The sequence below is a fragment of the Micromonospora arborensis genome, from assembly GCF_003205615.1.
Lineage (GTDB): Bacteria > Actinomycetota > Actinomycetes > Mycobacteriales > Micromonosporaceae > Micromonospora > Micromonospora arborensis.
On the sequence record NZ_PYBV01000056.1, the window covers coordinates 1 to 14325 of the forward strand.

The window sequence follows — 14325 nt, forward strand, 5'->3', positions numbered from 1 at the left end:
ACAACCACTTGAGCCCAAGGGCGGTTGACACAGCAACCTCGGCGAAGTGGTGTCGATCATGCCACCGACCGCCCCAACCATCACGCGTGTGATCCACTGACCGGGTGGCCCAAACCCCCTCGGTCCCTCCGACCGACGTCGAGGTGCGACTGGCGCGAGAGTTGAACGTCTGGCTGTGTACGTTGCGGCGCGACGGCTCCCCGCACCTCACGCCGGTCTGGTTCGTCTACCTCGCCGGAATCTGGTGGATCGGCTGCGACGGCCGCAGCGTCAAGGTCCGCAACGTGGTGGCCGACCCACGGGTGTCCCTGGCCCTGGAGGGCGGGGACGCACCCGTCGTGGCGGAGGGCTCGGCCCGAGTGCACCGGAGCGGGTTCCCGAGCACTGTCGTCGAGGCATTCGCCAGCAAGTACGGCGGCTGGGACGTCAGCGCGCCTGTCGATCCGGGAAGCGAGCGGGTTCTCCTGGAGATCCCCGTCCGACGGTGGCTGATCGCCGGCACCGCGCAGTAGGCCATCCCCGTTGCGTGTGGGTCATCCCCGGTAGGGCGGGGCCACCCCCCGGCCCCAGCGTGGGACCGGTGCCTGCCGGATCGGGTCCGCGTCGGGCTGAGAATTGTGTACCGCCAACCGGGTGCCCCACTCGAGGTAGCTCGTGAAGGCTGCGCGGAACTCCGGATCATCGGGTAGGCCGACCTCGTCGGCAGCGTCCATCATCAGGTTGACCCACCGCCGGCGCTGCGCCTCGCTGATCGCCTTGCCCAGGTGCTGACCGAGCATGTGGCGGTAGCCGCCGTGCTCCGTCGTGTAGGTGGCCGGTCCGCCGAAGACCTCGGCGAGCCACACCGCTACATGCCGGGCGTGGTCGGGGTGCATGTGCGCGAACATCGGCGCGAGCAGGTCGTCGGAGAGGACCAGGCGGTAGAAGGCATCGCAGAGCTTCATGAACGCCTCGGTGCCGCCCGCCCACTCGTACAAGCTCGGCGGCGCGGCGCCACCAGGGCCGGCAACCGACGTTCGGGCGTAGTGCCGCATCTCTTGGATGTCCTCGACGTACGGCTTGATCGCGGCGAAGAACTGCCCGAACACCGGGCCGCCCCGGAACCCGTTCAGGTGCTCGTCCACCGACGTCCAGGTGATGCGCAGCAGGTAGCAGGCGGGGTCGTCCAGGCAGCGGCTCAACTCGTAGTCCACACACTGCGGCGCAGCGCTCAGCGCGCCAGCGGCCCGCTCGTACGCCGCCTCGAAACCGTCCAGCCTCTCCGGTGGCACGCGGTACCTGATGTACTCGATGATCATGGCTACAGCTCAACACCCGCAGCGATGATGATCAAGTACGCACCATCTGGTTCGTGCCGAGGGAGACCACCATGCCCAAGCGCTACCACTGCCCGGTGGAACTCGCCGTCGACGTCATCGGCGGAAAGTGGCGACCGGTGATCCTGGCCCACCTCAAGGAAGGCGTGCACCGCTATGGCGAACTGCGCCGCCGGATGCCCGGGGTCAGCGAGAAGATGCTGACCCAGCGTCTGCGCGAGTTGGAGGCCGACGGGCTTGTCCTGCGGCACGACTTCGCGACCACACCACCGCACGTCGAGTACCGGCTCACCGCGGAAGGACTCAGCCTGGCCCCGGTGTTGCAGGCCCTCTATGACTGGGGCGCCGCGCGGGCCGCACGCACCGGTACCCCCATCGACGGATCCTCCGCCACGTGACGGTGTGGCCACAATGCCCGGTCACGCACGTGCCGGCCGCGTCCGGCTCGGTTCACCTGTGTACGGAGACCGCACGGACAGCGGCAGACGTACGCGTGGGGCCGGTACCCTCTCGGCATGCCGAGTCGTTACTTCCGCCGCCGGTGGGAGGAGTCACGGGGAGACGAGTTCGACGGCTGGGGCCAGTCCGTCTGGTATTTCGAGGTCGGTGAGGACGGGTGGCCCGTCCGGCAGATCGAGGCGTACGTCAGCGGGCCGGTTCTTCGCTACGGTCCTGGGCACGAGGAAGACCAATACGGAGGCCTTGGCCAGGCCAGCCTGGACGACACGGGGGACGACTGGAACTCGTTCATCATCACGCGCGAGGCGTTCGAGCGTGTCTGGGGCTCGGCTGTCGAATACAGCCACCCGGTCGGGCTCAGTGGGCCTTGGCGAAGGTGACGAACGAGCGCCAGGCCGCCGGTGCGACGACCAGCACCGGACCGCTCGGGTCCTTGCTGTCGCGTACGCCCACCAGGCCCGGGAGGTTGTCCGCGACCTCGACACAGTCACCCTGATTGCCGCTGCTGCGGGTGCTCTTGTGCCAGATCGCGCCGGTCAGGTCCATGCCTCTGCCGCCTCCGAGATCATCCTGAGGGTCTGCCCATGCGACATCGCCTCGGCCCGCACCGATTCCCACGACTGCCGCAGTGATCGTACGTCCACCTGCCGCTCGATGACCGTCCCTTGTAGTGGGTTGTCGAGGTACGCCACGTCGTCACCATCAGGCGGCGTAGCGATCACGAACGCCCCGTTGAGGCCGGGGTATGCCCCCACGTCGCGCGGGACAAGGTGCAGGTGCACCCGTGGCCGTCGGCCGACCTTGAGCAGATGACGTAGCTGCTCGCGCATCACCGCCGGCCCGCCGACGGGCCGCTCCAGCACCGTGTGGTCAAGCACGGCGACGAAGAGCGGCGGCTCTTCGCGGGCCAGAATCTCCTGCCGCTGCAACCGGGCGGCGACAGGCTGGTCCACCTGATGCTCGGCGAGCTGACTCGCCCCGACGTAGAGGGCACGGGCGTAGGCCTCGGTCTGGAGCAGGCCGGGGAGCACCAGCGGCTGGAACGACCGCAGCGCGGTGGCCTCCTGTTCGATCGTCACCCACTCGCGGAACCACGGCATCACCGACTCGCGGATCATCGTCTCGCGGATGCGCAGCAGCAGACCGTCGGCGTCCAGCACCCGGTCGCTGCGCTCGGTGAACTCCAGTCGGGGCGGGCGCCGGCACTGCTCGACGGCGGCGACGAGAGACGCCGAGTAGTTGATCCGCTCGCTGAGCGCCTCCTGCGACAGGCCGGCGGTCGTCCGGAGCCGACGCAGCTCGCCGGCGAACAACTCCAACATTGGCAAGCGATCCACCTGTACACCTCTGCACACCGGGGACGTCGGACACGTACGTCGGCGCTGGTAGGGCTCGCGCGCCTTCCGACAGTAACGCCACCTTCAGCAGACTGTCACGTAGCGCGACCGCTCGGCCCCGGCAGGACCGGCGGGCGCGATCGGCCGGGGCCGCCGCGATCCCCCGTACCGCGGCGGCCCCTCCCCCACGTTCACGGAGGTTGATTCATGGCGACGTCGATCAGCGGATCGCCGCCACACATCCCGCTGCGGCCGATGTGGTGCTGCCGGGCCTGTGGCGGACCGTGGCCCTGCGCCACCGCCCGGCTGGTGCTCAAGGCCGAACACGAGCATGACCTGATCGGGCTGGCCATCTACCTGTGCGGGCAACTGCACGAGGCCACCCGCGACCTCTACCGGCTCAACCCCGATGAGGCGCCCGGCCCGCAGGCGATGTTCGCTCGGTTCGTCGGCTGGACCCCGTTCCGCCGTCCCATCGTCTCGCCTCCACCGGGCTGACTCAGCGGCGCTGAATCTTGGACCGGGCGAACCACGGGGCCAACCACGGGGTCAGTGCGACGAGGGCGACGGCGAGGGCGGTGATGACCGCCTGCCCGATCCGGCCCGGGGTGACGCCGACCGCCGCGTCCAGCACGTAGTTGGCGTACCAGTTGGCGGCCGCGTCCGTCGTCAGCACGACGCAGCCCAACGTCAGGCCCTCCACCCGACGAGCGGCCAGGAGCAACGCCGCCAACGAGTCCCACAGCGTCAGCGACACGAAGTAGACCGTGAGCCACCCGGGCAGGGCGAGTTGCGGCCCGAACTGGGGCATGAGCAACTGGACCACATGCACCACAGCGCCGTAGGCGAAGACCAGCACGGCGATCGACACGACCAGCCGGACCACGAGGGGCGTATCCCGCCGTCGACCGGCGCTCATCCGATCAGTGCGTCGGCGAGACGGGCGATGCCGAACTCGTATGCCTGGTCGATGTCGCCGCCAAGCTTGAAGGCGCCGGCCAACTCCATGCTGATGAACCCGTTCGCCCACGCGGTGAGCGTGCGCGCGGCGTTCAGGGCATGAGCCTCGCCGGCGAGGTTCGCGGCTACCTGCAGCACGGGCTCGACGGCGTGGGTGAGGGCTTCGGTGCTGGGCCCGGTGAGGTCGGGTCTTGGTGCGAAGATCAGCTGGTAGCCCCGCGGCCGGGCGTGCGCGAACGCGCGAAAGGCCCGGGCCAACTCGGCCAGGTCGCGGCGCGGATCGGTGCCGGCCCCGATGGCCGCGAGCCGCTCTCCGAGATCGCGGACGGTGGCTTCGGTGATGAGTCGCACCAGGTCGTCGCGGTTGCGCACACGCTTGTACAGCGACGGTGCGCGCACGCCGACCCGGTCGGCGACGGCCTGCATGGTCAGGCCGGAGAGGCCTGCTGACTCCAGGATGTCCTGTCCAGCGCGGACGATGGCATCGAGGGAGGTGCGATCAGGCGTCGGCATGCCACTCCCCTCCGGACCGTCGGGTCAATCAATGGCTATTGACCATAGCCATGATGGCTACGTAGCATAGCTATCATGCTGACGATAGCAATCCCGACGCAGGCGCGGCGATGAGGCTCGCCCCGCACCTGCGCCGCATCGGCAATGACATCGTGGCCGCCTACCTCGTCGACACCGACGAGGGCGTGACCGTCATCGACGCGGGCATGACCGGGCACTGGCGCGACCTGCGAGCCGAGCTGTCGGACATGGACCGATCGGTGGACGACATCCGGGGTGTCGTCCTCACCCACGGCGACGGTGACCACCTCGGGTTCGCCGAATGGCTCCGGCGCGACCACGGCGTCCCGGTCTATGTGCACGAGGCGGACGCCGCCCGCGCGCGAGGCGAGGTCAAGGCCGACAATTCGTGGGGGCAGATGAAGCTCGGCGCGACGGTCGGCTTCTTCTGGTACGCGATGCGCAAGGGCGGGCTTCGCACCACCCACCTCACCGAGGTCGTCGCCGTTCACGACGGCCAGGTGCTCGACCTGCCCGGCGCACCACGCATCATCGGCGTCCCTGGGCACTCACCGGGCAGCATCGCCATCCACGTTCCCGTGGCCGACGCCATCTTCGTCGGCGACGCCTTGACCACCCGGCACGTGTTGACCGGGCAGCGGGGCCCGCAGCCCGCGCCCTTCACCGACGACCCTCAGCAGGCGCTGGCCTCGCTGCGCGGCCTCGAAGGCGTTCAGGCATCGTGGGTGCTACCCGGCCACGGCACGCCGTGGTCCGGTGGAGTCGCCGAGGCGATCCGCGCGATCAGGACCGTCGCCAGTTCCTGATACGGCCAGGTCGATCCGTGAGAGTGGGCCAGGGAACGTCGGCCGGCACCGGCAAGCACCTCAATCCTGGCGGGCATCGGCAGACAGCTCCTGGCCCGATTCCTGGCTCAACTCTTCTCGCCTGCTCAGGTTGCCCAGCGCCAAGGCACAGAAGATCAAGACGGTCAGAGCGGCCAGGAGTGGAAGTCTCTCCGCGAGATCTCCCACTGGGATGGTGCCTCGGTTCTGGGAGAAGGCGACCATCGCAGGATGCAGCGCTATCGCGACCAGGGCCGGGACCACGGAGATCATCGCGAGCCACCGGAGAGGTTTCCCGACAGCCAGCCACGTCGCGGACAGACGTCCGATCTGAAAGATGATGGCCAGGACGATGGGCAGCACCACAGTCGTGTGCAGGCGCGCGGCAAGGGCGATCACGGGATCAGGAGAACCGCCGGGCGGAATCAACGGCACGAATCCACCGACGAGCCCGTTCACCATGGCGTTGCTGCACCAGGTCAGGGCGACCAGCGCCAGCACGCGACGTGCCAGCGTCGCACGTGGCGCGGGCTCCAATGTCGACACGACGTTCTTCCGCATGGCACGCCAGAGCAGCAACACGGCGACCAACACCGCCGCCGCGTCCGCCCAATCCGCCGCATGCTCCTCGGCAACACCGAACTGACGCAGGACAAGGTAGGTGGCCAGCAGAGTCGAGATGGTTGCCCACACGACCGCAGTATCGTGACGGCGCCCAAGCGCCACAAGGCCGTCGACGGCCTACCGACACATCATGCTTGGGCGATCCGTCAGAGCGGGCCGGGGAACGTCTGCTCCATCGGCATCGGCACCTGGAGATAGGTCGTGCCACGCATGTCCAGCCAGGCCCGGTCGGGCCCACGGACCAGGCGCACCATCACCGCCTCGCAGGACGGGCAGCGGCCGACGAGGCCGGGTGCGTGCGAGTAGACGTGCAGGCTGGCCATCGAGCCGGTCATCCCACAGTTTTCGCAGCGACCCATCGCGGTGCTCAGGTCGACGGTGAACAGCTCGTGCATCGGACCGTCGAGCATGTTGCCGTCCAGGTACGACATCTCGGTCATTGGATCTCCTCGACCTTGCGTGAGCGAGCGGGCGTTCAGCCGGTGGGGCCGAAGCGTTCGGTTTTGACCCGCCGCGACGGGTGGCCCAGCCCCACCAGCAGGTCGGCCACGGTCTCCACGAACGCGGTCGGACCGCAGATGTAGTTGAGCGGTTCCAGGTCCGGTGGCCAGCCGTGCGTGTTGACATCGGCGAGCCCGATCCGGTGCGGATCGCCGCGCCAACCCTCGGGTGCCTCGCGCGTGTAGACGTACGCGATGTCCAGGCCGAAGTCGTCGCGGATCCGGCGGCGCAGCTCGTCGGCGTAGATCACGTCGCCCGGGGTGCGCACCGAGTAGATCAGCCGGAACGGCGCCTTGCTGCCGGTGGCCCGCCGGGCCCGGATCATCGCCATCAGCGGCACGATGCCGGAACCACCCGCGACCAACTGCACCGGCGCGGTCTCCTCCGGCCGCCAGATGAACCACCCACCGAGCGGTCCGCGGACCTCCAACGGGTCGCCGTCACCAAAGACATCGATGAGGTACGGGGACACCTCACCGTCGCGGACACGCTGGACGGTCACCTCGATGCGCGGGCCACCCGGGCCGTCCACGGCGGGCCCGGCAATGGAGTACGACCGTGCCGCCTGGTAACCGTCCGGGGCGGTCAGCCGCAGGTCGACGTGCTGCCCCGGCAGGTGTCCCGGCCAGTCCGGCACCTCCAGCACCAGGGTCTGCGCGGTCGGTGTCTCCACCCGACGCTCCACCAGCCGGCCGACCTGCCACCGGTTGGCCGTCCGGGGCGGTTTGCTCGTCGCCACGGCGCGCTCAGTCACCCTGGTACCGCTGTTCGCGCCACGGGTCGCCGTAGTCGTGGTAGCCGGCCGTTTCCCAGAACCCCGGCTCGTCCATCGTCTTGAGTCGGAGGCCGCGCACCCACTTGGCGGACTTCCAGAAGTAGAGGTGCGGCACCAGCATCCGCGCCGGCCCGCCGTGCTCGGCGGGCAGTGGAGCACCGTCGAAGGTGTGCACCACCCAGGCCCGACCGCCGCGCAGGTCGTCCAGCGGAAGGTTGGTGGTGTACCCGCCGTAGGAGTGCGCGAGCGCGAAGTGCGCCCCGGTGTCGACGTCGGCGAGCAGGGTGTCCAGTGAGACGCCCTGCCAGGTGGTGCCGAGCTTCGACCAGCGGGTGACGCAGTGGATGTCCACCATTGGCGTCTCCTGCGGCAGGGCCATCAGCTCCTGCCACGACCACCGGTGTTCGCTGCCGTTCTCGGCGGAGATGACGAACTCCCAGGTGTCCAGGGACACCCGGGGCGTCGGGCCGGCCGAGAGCACCGGGAAGTCCTCGGTCAGGTATTGACCGGGTGGCAGGGCCGGCTCCTGTGTTCGGGGCCGACCCTGAAAGCCCGGTGACACGATTCCCATTGCACAGTCGTACCACCCGCGTCGGCCGGGCCGGGAGCTTTCCGGCGTACCTCCCTGTCGTCCCGGTGCGGTCAGTGCCGCTCGGTGACAACCTCGCGCTCCTCGGGCACGTCGCCGCCCCGGGTGGCGCGCAGGCTGGTCAGGGTGACCACCGCCAGGACGCCGATGATCACGCCGAGCGAGGCCAGGGTCGGGATCTGCGGCACGCTGTCCCAGATGCCGTGCGCCCAGTGCAGACCGAGCTTGAGGCCGATGAACGCCAGGATGATGGCCAGGCCGTAGCTGAGGTGCACCAGCCGGCTCAGCGCCGCGTGCAGGACGAAGTAGAGCGCCCGCAGGCCGAGCAGGGCGAACGCGTTGGTGGCGAAGACCAGGTACGGGTCCTCGGTGATGCCGTAAACGGCCGGCACCGAGTCGACGGCGAAGACGATGTCGGTGGCCAGCACCGCGACCACCACCAGGGCGAACGGCGTGAGTGCCCGCTTCGCGCCCTCCCGGACGGTCATCCGGGTGCCGTGATAGTCGTCGACCACCGGCATGACCTTGCGCAGCAGTTTCACCGAGCGCATCTTGTTGATGTCGACCTCCTGCTGATGCCCGGACATGGCGTCCCGCAGTAGCTTCACCGCCGTGGCGATCAGGATGATCGCGAAGAGCAGGAAGGCGAAGTCGAGGGTCTGCAGCGCCGCCGCGCCGAGGGCGATGAAGACGGCCCGCAGCACCAGCGCGCCGGCGATGCCGTAGAGCAGCACCCGCTGGGCGAGCACGGCCGGCACCGCGAACGCGGCCAGCAGCAGCATGAAGACGAAGAGGTTGTCGACCGAGAGGGACTTCTCCACCAGGTAACCGGTCAGGTACTGCACGCCCTGCTCGGAGCCGTAGCGGGACCAGATCCAAGCGCCGAACGCGAGCGGCAGCGCGATGTAGAACGCCGACCAGCCGATCGCCTCCCGCATGGACACCTCGTGCGGGCGGCGCGTGACCAGGAAGTCCAGCACCAGCAGCAGAATGACGCCGACGATGGTCATCGCCCACAGCGTGGGCGTGCCCACCGACGACAAGTCACTGGCGGCGGACAGGTACGACACTTCGCTCATTGGGGTCTCCTCGAACACCGTCATGTTCGAGGTCTCCTTCACCCATCACCTGATGGGCAACCACCCGAGGCGCGCCGGGCGCGCCGTACTGACCGGAATGATTCGTGGGAAGTACTCCCCTCGCACGACAAGGTTAGGCCAGGCCGAATCGCCGTGCCAAGCGGGACATCGAAGGTTGCCCTGATCAACCGCTGTGCGGGGCCGCGTTCAGGCGCGGCGCAACGTCGCGCCCGGGGCCATCGCCGGCTCCACCAGGCCCCGGTAGTCACGCGGCAGTTGAGTGACCACATCGTCGAACTCACCGCCCGTGATCGCCTCACGCAAAGTGGTGAAAACCGCCTGGGCGGCGTCACGAGCGGCGGGCTCCTCCACACGTGCCCGCAGCGCGACCCGGGCGACGAACTCGGCCGCCCCGAACCGGTCCGCCTGCTCGGTGCTCGGGCTCGGTTTGAGCACCAGTTGCAACGGCTGGGGCAACTGGGCGGCCAGGTCCAGGACCTCGCCGCCGGTCAGCCGCTCCCCGAACGTCTCCAACACGGCCCGGGTCAGCTCGACCGCCCGCTCGGACGACGTCGCGGTGCGCTGAGATACCTGGTCGATGAAGGTGTCGTAGTTCATCGCGTACTCCCTTGGGCTCGCGTCGGCGCCTGCGGGTACCCGCGGCGGCCGGGTGGAAACGGCACCGGGATTCCTCCGACCGGGCGGGCGTGACCGGCCGGCGGGCGGGTAACCGCCGCCGGTCGTGACCACATCGATGCCCCGAGGGAGCCCATGCCATGGCGAGCTACGCCGACGTCCTGCAGTACCTGTCGAGCCTGGACTACCCGGCCGAGAAGAACGACGTGGTCCGCGAGGCCGAACGGGAAGGCGCACCGCCGGACGTCCTGAAGGCGTTGCGCGCCCTGCCGCCGGTGGACTACGCCAACGGCAACGAGGTGGCCCGATCCGCCGGCATCGAGGCGGCTCCCGAGGTGAGCCCCGCCCAACGGGCCGAGCAGGCCCGGGACAAGAAGCACAACCGCGTCTCGCAGCATCTGCGCGGCATCTGACCCGGCGGTGGCGGCCACAGCCCCGACACGCGGGTGTCGCGGATGACCCGCGCCGGCCGACCAGCCCGGCCTCCGGACATGCGATTCCCGGCCGCGGTGCAACTGGCCGTGGTGGCGGTGGTCGGCGTCATCGCCGGCGGCCTCTCCGCACTGTTGCTGCCACTGCCGCTCGCCGCGCTGGCCGGCTGGGACGTGGGCGCGCTGAGCTGGCTCGTGCTGGTCTGGCACAAGATCTGGCCGATGGACGCCGAGCGGACCGCCCGGCTGGCCGTCCACGAGGACCCGAACCGGGCGGTCCGCGACGCGCTGCTGCTCGTCGCCTGCCTGGCCAGCCTGCTCGCCGTCGGACTGGTCGTGGCCAGCGCGCAGAGCGCGCCACCCGGCCTCGGCCGTGAAGCGCCCAGCGGCCTTGGCGTCCTCAGCGTGCTGCTCTCCTGGTGCGTGGTGCACACCGTCTTCGCCGCCCGGTACGCCCGGATCTACTACACCGGCCCGGACGGCGGGGTGAACTTCAACCAGCCCGAACCGCCGTGCTACTCGGACTTCGCGTACGTCGCGTTCACCATCGGGACGACGTTCCAGGTTTCCGACACCAACCTGACCAGCAACGAGATGCGTCGGACGGTGCTGCGGCACTCGATGGTGTCGTACCTGTTCGGTGCCTTCATCATCGCCGTGACCGTGAACCTGCTGGCCGGGCTGGCGCGCTGAGTGGCGGCGCGGGCGGAGGGTGCGGTGCCTGCCCTGGAAAGCGACACGGGGCGGGGCCGAAAAACCGCCGGGACAGGCGGGCGCCCCTGGTCACGAACCGCGACCTAGGGCGCCACGCAAACCTGCCCAGGCGGTGAACCGCGTCTGAACCAGTCGCGGTCACCAGGCGGTGGATGGCCGCTCGAACCGAGCGGCCAGCACTGCCGGGTCCAACCATACGACAGAACATCCTCCGTTTGGTTAGATTTTGGGGAAGTGTGGGCCAGGGCACGTCACGGCCGACCAGTCACCTCCGCGTACCGGTGCTCCAGGTCGACCCGCGCCAGCGCCCCCACCAGCCAGGCCAACTGCTCCGACTCACCGCTGGCCAGACCGGCCAGGTCATCCGCCGACCTACCCAGCCCGAGCCGACGGGCAGCCGCCAACGCCCGCCGGTCGGCGACCGGGGCCACCTCCCGCCACAACGCCTGCGCCTCGCGGAGAAACAGGTCGACGACCTGATCGTCGACACCGGGAAGCTGAGCGAGGAGCGCCCGTTCCCGCGCCGGGTCGTGCTGCGCCGCCGCCCGCAACCGGCGAAGATCGCCCCGGTACCGCTCGACCACCACGCGGGCCAGATCACCCAACACGTCGGCCAACGCGTCTACGTCACCACGCTGACCGCTCGCGCGCAGCACCCGCACCCGGTCCTCGTGCAACGAACGGGCCAGTCGGGCGGCGCTGTCCCACCCCTCGTCGCGCAACGCCCGGGCCCCGTCCAACGCCCGCCGGAAGTCGCCCCGGCGGCCCAGCAGCACTGCCAGGTAGAGCACCTGGAACAGGCTCGCCGGGTTGTTGGTCACCCGGAACCCGTACTGCTCGGCGAAGCCCCGCCCGCTGCCGGCGAGCCGGCGCGCCAGGCGCTTCCGATCCTCCACCGGGGTGATCAAAGTGGTCGGCATGTCGGCGACTACCCGCGCGTCCGCCGGTCACACGCGCGCCCGATGCGTCAGCCGCGCGGGCTGCGGCGTGCGTCGATGCCGGTCGTGACGGTCAGCCCCGGCAGGCTGCCGCGTGGGCGTGCTGCCCGGCGGGACGGTCAGCCGTGCAGGCCGCCGGTGCGGTCACGGGCCTTGAGGCGGGTGGTGGGCAGGGCGGGCGCGGGCAGCGGCGGCGCCGGATCGTCGGCGACCACACCGAAGCGTCGGTCCCCAGCCATCCAATCCTCCCGGGCGGCAGCGACCTCCTCGTGCGAGCGACCGACGAAGTTCCACCACATCACCAACGGTTCCTCGAACGGCGTACCGCCCAGCAGCAGCAACCGCGCCCCGGCCCCGCCACGCACGGTCACCTCGCGGCGTCCCGAGCCCAGGTAGAGCAGCGCCCCCGGCTCGAACCCCACACCGGCGGCCTCGGCGGACCCGGACATCGCCAGCACGGCGTACTCGAAATCGGGCCGCAGCGACAGCGTGGTCGGCGCCTCGCCACTCAGCTCCAGCTGCACGCCGACCAGTGGGGTGTGCACCACCGCCGGCGACCGCCGCCCGGCGAACTCGCCGACCAGCAGGGTGACGTCCAGTTCACCGTCGCGCCAACGCGGCAGGTCGGCGTGGTGGGCGAAATCGGCGGCCCCCGCTCTCGCCGGGTCCGGCAGTGCCACCCAGAGCTGCACGCCGTGCATCACCGGCGGATGGGCGGCCGGTGACCGCTCGGAGTGGGCGATGCCGTTCCCCGAGGTCATCACGTTCAGCTGACCGGGCCGGATCGGCTGGACGTTGCCGAGGCTGTCCCGGTGCAGGATCTCACCCTCCAGCAGCCAGGTCACCGTCTGCAGGCCGGTGTGCGGGTGCGGCGGCACCTCCATCCCGGGCCGCTGCGCCACATCGTCCGGCCCGAAATGGTCCACGAAACACCAGGCGCCGACCATGCGGCGGGGGCGCTGCGGCAGCAGCCGCCGCACCGTCGTGTACCGCCCCAACGGCACGTCGTGGCCGGGCAACAGCACACTGCCGGGATCGACGTCGGCCACACCAGGTGGTCGGGTCTGCGCCAGCATTGATTCGGTACGCTCCACCGCCCGACTGTACGCTCACGTCCACCCGGGGCCGCAGCGCTTCCGGCAGGGTCAGTGACCAGGGCTCACCGAGTGCTGGAGGACACCGTCACGGCACCGGCGCCCGCGACCAGGTCGAGGTAGAACCGATCGGCCGCGCGGTCCCATCCGGGGGCGCCGAGCACCGCACCCGCGGCCACCCCGTCCCAGCGTTCGTCGCGTACCACGACTGACCCGGCGCCCGCACCCGCCCGCACCCGGACCGGCGGTGTGCCCGGCACGCGGACGTCGAGCTGGCCGGTCCCGCCGGTCAGCCGCACCGTCAACGTGCCATCGCTGATCGGCGGCAGCTTGAGGTCGGTACGGGTCGACCCGCCGGCAAGCTCCACACCCAGAAGCCGCGCGCGGGTCAGATCCAGAACCTGCCCACTTACCCCGCCGACCAGTTGGAGCCGCCAGGCAACCCGCTCGTTGAGCAGCACCCGCACGGCTTTCGCCCCGGACGCCCCGGTCTCCACCAGACCGAGCCGGACGGTCTCCCCCAGCACCGTCGGCCGAGCCGCCACACCCGAACCGGCCGGGCTGCTGATCCGGTAGAGGTCGTCACCCAGGTCAGCCACCTGCAGATCGAACGAGGACACGCCATCCGCGAGCACAAAGGTGCCCGTCTGCCGACCCGCGAGCGGGGCGGTCCGCACCTGCTCGCCAGAAGCCGCGCCCCGGCCGTCGTGTCCCGTACCAGCGCGGTACGAATCAACGAGGAGCACAGCAACCGCAGCGGCGCCAAGAACCAGCGCGACGACCGCGGCCGCCACCAGAAGGCGAGCGCCGATGGACCAGCGCTGGCGCGGCAACGCCGCACCCCCCGGGGGCTTCGGAGCAACGTCCGGCCGGCTATCCGTGCTCTCTCCCGCCACGGGCATGTCGTCGTCCCTTCGCCGTCCCCGTCGGCGATTACGTACCCACCAGCCAACCGGATCACTCGGCGCCAACACTCCCGTCGCTAAAAGTCCATGATCGACGCGGGCTCGGGACGCTGGGCGGCGCCAGCACGGGCCGCGCGGGTGCGGGTATGCCGCTGGCCGGCACCCGGGTTTCGGGGTGCCGGCCAGCGGTCGGGTCGTGCGGGGGGTGTGGGGGTCAGCTGTTCCAGTACTGGCCGACGAGGTCGGCGGCCTGCTGCTCCCACTGCGCGTAGGCGTCGGGGTAGGCGGAGACCTGCACGGTCTGCGCGGCCTGGGTCAGGGGCATGTCCTGCCACCCGTCGACCTGTCGCAGGCCCGTGAGGAACGCGGTGGTGGAGTAGGCCGGGTCGGTGATCTGCTCGGGGGTACCCCAACCGGAGCTGGGCCGCTGCTGGAACAGGCCCAGCGAGTCGTGGTCGTTCATGTCGCCGAGGTGACCCAGGTTCTCCAGCTTCGACTCCTGCAGGCTCGTCGCGATCGAGATGACCGCGGCCCGCTCGGGCAGACCGGCCTTCTTCGTGGCCGCGATGATCGCCTTCGCGTTGCCGACCTGCTCGTCGTCGAGGGTGA

General features: G+C 70.1%; 22 protein-coding genes. 7 read left to right on the forward strand and 15 right to left on the reverse strand.

The genetic code is table 11. The annotated features are described in order from the left end of the window. Positions 1 to 104: 104 nt before the first annotated feature. Entirely contained in the window at positions 105 to 512 is a 408-nt protein-coding gene (locus C7C45_RS30715; protein ID WP_110568014.1) for a pyridoxamine 5'-phosphate oxidase family protein, read from the forward strand. 21 nt (positions 513 to 533) lie between these two features. Here the strand turns inward: C7C45_RS30715 and C7C45_RS30720 are convergent, their stop codons facing one another. Next, positions 534 to 1298, reverse strand: coding sequence for a group II truncated hemoglobin (locus tag C7C45_RS30720; RefSeq protein ID WP_110568016.1), 765 nt, complete (start codon positions 1296 to 1298; stop codon positions 534 to 536). Positions 1299 to 1351: 53 nt separating this feature from the next. Here C7C45_RS30720 and C7C45_RS30725 point away from each other — a divergent pair, with 53 nt between their 5' ends. Next, entirely contained in the window at positions 1352 to 1714 is a 363-nt protein-coding gene (locus C7C45_RS30725; protein ID WP_244200656.1) for a winged helix-turn-helix transcriptional regulator, read from the forward strand. Between the two features lie 117 nt (positions 1715 to 1831). Next, entirely contained in the window at positions 1832 to 2155 is a 324-nt protein-coding gene (locus tag C7C45_RS30730; protein ID WP_110568018.1) for a hypothetical protein, read from the forward strand. Here C7C45_RS30730 and C7C45_RS30735 read toward each other — a convergent pair. Then, positions 2133 to 2321, reverse strand: a complete 189-nt coding sequence (locus C7C45_RS30735; RefSeq protein WP_110568021.1) for a DUF397 domain-containing protein — start codon at positions 2319 to 2321, stop codon at positions 2133 to 2135. The genes C7C45_RS30730 and C7C45_RS30735 overlap by 23 nt on opposite strands. Beyond that, complete coding sequence (locus tag C7C45_RS30740) at positions 2312 to 3112, reverse strand: helix-turn-helix domain-containing protein (RefSeq protein WP_110568022.1); 801 nt, start codon at positions 3110 to 3112, stop codon at positions 2312 to 2314. Before C7C45_RS30740 ends, C7C45_RS30735 begins: the two co-directional genes overlap by 10 nt. Before the next feature lie 207 nt (positions 3113 to 3319). On the opposite strand from C7C45_RS30740, the gene C7C45_RS30745 reads away from it, so the two are divergent. Continuing rightward, positions 3320 to 3610 carry a hypothetical protein gene (locus tag C7C45_RS30745; protein ID WP_110568025.1) on the forward strand — a complete coding sequence of 97 codons (291 nt, stop codon included), beginning with the start codon at positions 3320 to 3322 and terminating at the stop codon, positions 3608 to 3610. Position 3611: 1 nt separating this feature from the next. Here the strand turns inward: C7C45_RS30745 and C7C45_RS30750 are convergent, their stop codons facing one another. Further along, positions 3612 to 4031 carry a hypothetical protein gene (locus tag C7C45_RS30750; protein WP_110568027.1) on the reverse strand — a complete coding sequence of 140 codons (420 nt, stop codon included), beginning with the start codon at positions 4029 to 4031 and terminating at the stop codon, positions 3612 to 3614. Beyond that, positions 4028 to 4585, reverse strand: a complete 558-nt coding sequence (locus C7C45_RS30755) for a TetR/AcrR family transcriptional regulator (protein ID WP_110568029.1) — start codon at positions 4583 to 4585, stop codon at positions 4028 to 4030. The genes C7C45_RS30750 and C7C45_RS30755 overlap by 4 nt, the downstream gene beginning before the upstream one ends. Before the next feature lie 110 nt (positions 4586 to 4695). On the opposite strand from C7C45_RS30755, the gene C7C45_RS30760 reads away from it, so the two are divergent. Further along, positions 4696 to 5412, forward strand: a complete 717-nt coding sequence (locus tag C7C45_RS30760; protein WP_110568031.1) for an MBL fold metallo-hydrolase — start codon at positions 4696 to 4698, stop codon at positions 5410 to 5412. A gap of 60 nt (positions 5413 to 5472) precedes the next feature. On the opposite strand, the gene C7C45_RS30765 is transcribed toward C7C45_RS30760, so the two are convergent. The 6 genes from C7C45_RS30765 to C7C45_RS30790 form a co-directional block, all read right to left on the reverse strand. After that, entirely contained in the window at positions 5473 to 6123 is a 651-nt protein-coding gene (locus C7C45_RS30765; RefSeq protein WP_146247453.1) for a hypothetical protein, read from the reverse strand. 77 nt (positions 6124 to 6200) lie between these two features. Continuing rightward, positions 6201 to 6494, reverse strand: a complete 294-nt coding sequence (locus C7C45_RS30770; RefSeq protein WP_110568036.1) for a DUF6510 family protein — start codon at positions 6492 to 6494, stop codon at positions 6201 to 6203. Positions 6495 to 6529: 35 nt separating this feature from the next. Further along, positions 6530 to 7294 (reverse strand): ferredoxin reductase, encoded by a 765-nt coding sequence (locus C7C45_RS30775; protein WP_110568056.1) that lies wholly within the window; start codon positions 7292 to 7294, stop codon positions 6530 to 6532. 7 nt (positions 7295 to 7301) lie between these two features. Then, a complete protein-coding gene (locus C7C45_RS30780; RefSeq protein ID WP_110568037.1) occupies positions 7302 to 7901 on the reverse strand; it encodes a sulfite oxidase-like oxidoreductase in 600 nt (199 codons plus the stop codon). 71 nt (positions 7902 to 7972) lie between these two features. Next, positions 7973 to 8998: a TerC family protein gene (locus tag C7C45_RS30785; protein ID WP_110568058.1), complete on the reverse strand. Its 1026-nt coding sequence runs from the start codon at positions 8996 to 8998 to the stop codon at positions 7973 to 7975. Between the two features lie 207 nt (positions 8999 to 9205). Next, entirely contained in the window at positions 9206 to 9616 is a 411-nt protein-coding gene (locus tag C7C45_RS30790) for a DUF2267 domain-containing protein (protein ID WP_110568039.1), read from the reverse strand. 158 nt (positions 9617 to 9774) lie between these two features. Between C7C45_RS30790 and C7C45_RS30795 the strand changes: the two genes are divergently transcribed. Both C7C45_RS30795 and C7C45_RS30800 read left to right on the forward strand, forming a co-directional pair. Beyond that, the gene (locus C7C45_RS30795; RefSeq protein ID WP_110568041.1) at positions 9775 to 10047 is read left to right on the forward strand and encodes a DUF2795 domain-containing protein; all 273 of its coding nucleotides are present in this window, start codon (positions 9775 to 9777) and stop codon (positions 10045 to 10047) included. Positions 10048 to 10125: 78 nt separating this feature from the next. Further along, entirely contained in the window at positions 10126 to 10758 is a 633-nt protein-coding gene (locus C7C45_RS30800) for a DUF1345 domain-containing protein (RefSeq protein WP_110568043.1), read from the forward strand. A 272-nt stretch (positions 10759 to 11030) separates the two neighbouring features. Here C7C45_RS30800 and C7C45_RS30805 read toward each other — a convergent pair whose 3' ends face one another. The 4 genes from C7C45_RS30805 to C7C45_RS30820 form a co-directional block, all read right to left on the reverse strand. Continuing rightward, positions 11031 to 11699 (reverse strand): hypothetical protein, encoded by a 669-nt coding sequence (locus tag C7C45_RS30805; protein ID WP_110568045.1) that lies wholly within the window; start codon positions 11697 to 11699, stop codon positions 11031 to 11033. 137 nt (positions 11700 to 11836) lie between these two features. Continuing rightward, positions 11837 to 12811 carry a pirin family protein gene (locus C7C45_RS30810; protein ID WP_110568047.1) on the reverse strand — a complete coding sequence of 325 codons (975 nt, stop codon included), beginning with the start codon at positions 12809 to 12811 and terminating at the stop codon, positions 11837 to 11839. Positions 12812 to 12876: 65 nt separating this feature from the next. After that, positions 12877 to 13410 carry a cell wall-active antibiotics response protein gene (locus tag C7C45_RS30815; RefSeq protein ID WP_244200657.1) on the reverse strand — a complete coding sequence of 178 codons (534 nt, stop codon included), beginning with the start codon at positions 13408 to 13410 and terminating at the stop codon, positions 12877 to 12879. 520 nt (positions 13411 to 13930) lie between these two features. Beyond that, positions 13931 to 14325, reverse strand: a 395-nt coding sequence (locus C7C45_RS30820; protein ID WP_110568052.1) for a hypothetical protein, incomplete at its 5' end; no start/stop codon positions are given.

Excerpts from the sequence above, each read along its gene's own strand:
- C7C45_RS30720 (WP_110568016.1), bottom strand. The coding sequence starts at position 1,298 with ATGATCATCGAGTACATCAGGTACCGCGTGCCACCGGAGAGGCTGGAC.
- C7C45_RS30730 (WP_110568018.1), top strand. The coding sequence starts at position 1,832 with ATGCCGAGTCGTTACTTCCGCCGCCGGTGGGAGGAGTCACGGGGAGAC.
- C7C45_RS30735 (WP_110568021.1), bottom strand. The coding sequence starts at position 2,321 with ATGGACCTGACCGGCGCGATCTGGCACAAGAGCACCCGCAGCAGCGGC.
- C7C45_RS30745 (WP_110568025.1), top strand. The coding sequence starts at position 3,320 with ATGGCGACGTCGATCAGCGGATCGCCGCCACACATCCCGCTGCGGCCG.
- C7C45_RS30750 (WP_110568027.1), bottom strand. The coding sequence starts at position 4,031 with ATGAGCGCCGGTCGACGGCGGGATACGCCCCTCGTGGTCCGGCTGGTC.
- C7C45_RS30755 (WP_110568029.1), bottom strand. The coding sequence starts at position 4,585 with ATGCCGACGCCTGATCGCACCTCCCTCGATGCCATCGTCCGCGCTGGA.
- C7C45_RS30760 (WP_110568031.1), top strand. The coding sequence starts at position 4,696 with ATGAGGCTCGCCCCGCACCTGCGCCGCATCGGCAATGACATCGTGGCC.
- C7C45_RS30770 (WP_110568036.1), bottom strand. The coding sequence starts at position 6,494 with ATGACCGAGATGTCGTACCTGGACGGCAACATGCTCGACGGTCCGATG.
- C7C45_RS30780 (WP_110568037.1), bottom strand. The coding sequence starts at position 7,901 with ATGGGAATCGTGTCACCGGGCTTTCAGGGTCGGCCCCGAACACAGGAG.
- C7C45_RS30785 (WP_110568058.1), bottom strand. The coding sequence starts at position 8,998 with ATGAGCGAAGTGTCGTACCTGTCCGCCGCCAGTGACTTGTCGTCGGTG.
- C7C45_RS30790 (WP_110568039.1), bottom strand. The coding sequence starts at position 9,616 with ATGAACTACGACACCTTCATCGACCAGGTATCTCAGCGCACCGCGACG.
- C7C45_RS30795 (WP_110568041.1), top strand. The coding sequence starts at position 9,775 with ATGGCGAGCTACGCCGACGTCCTGCAGTACCTGTCGAGCCTGGACTAC.
- C7C45_RS30800 (WP_110568043.1), top strand. The coding sequence starts at position 10,126 with ATGCGATTCCCGGCCGCGGTGCAACTGGCCGTGGTGGCGGTGGTCGGC.
- C7C45_RS30805 (WP_110568045.1), bottom strand. The coding sequence starts at position 11,699 with ATGCCGACCACTTTGATCACCCCGGTGGAGGATCGGAAGCGCCTGGCG.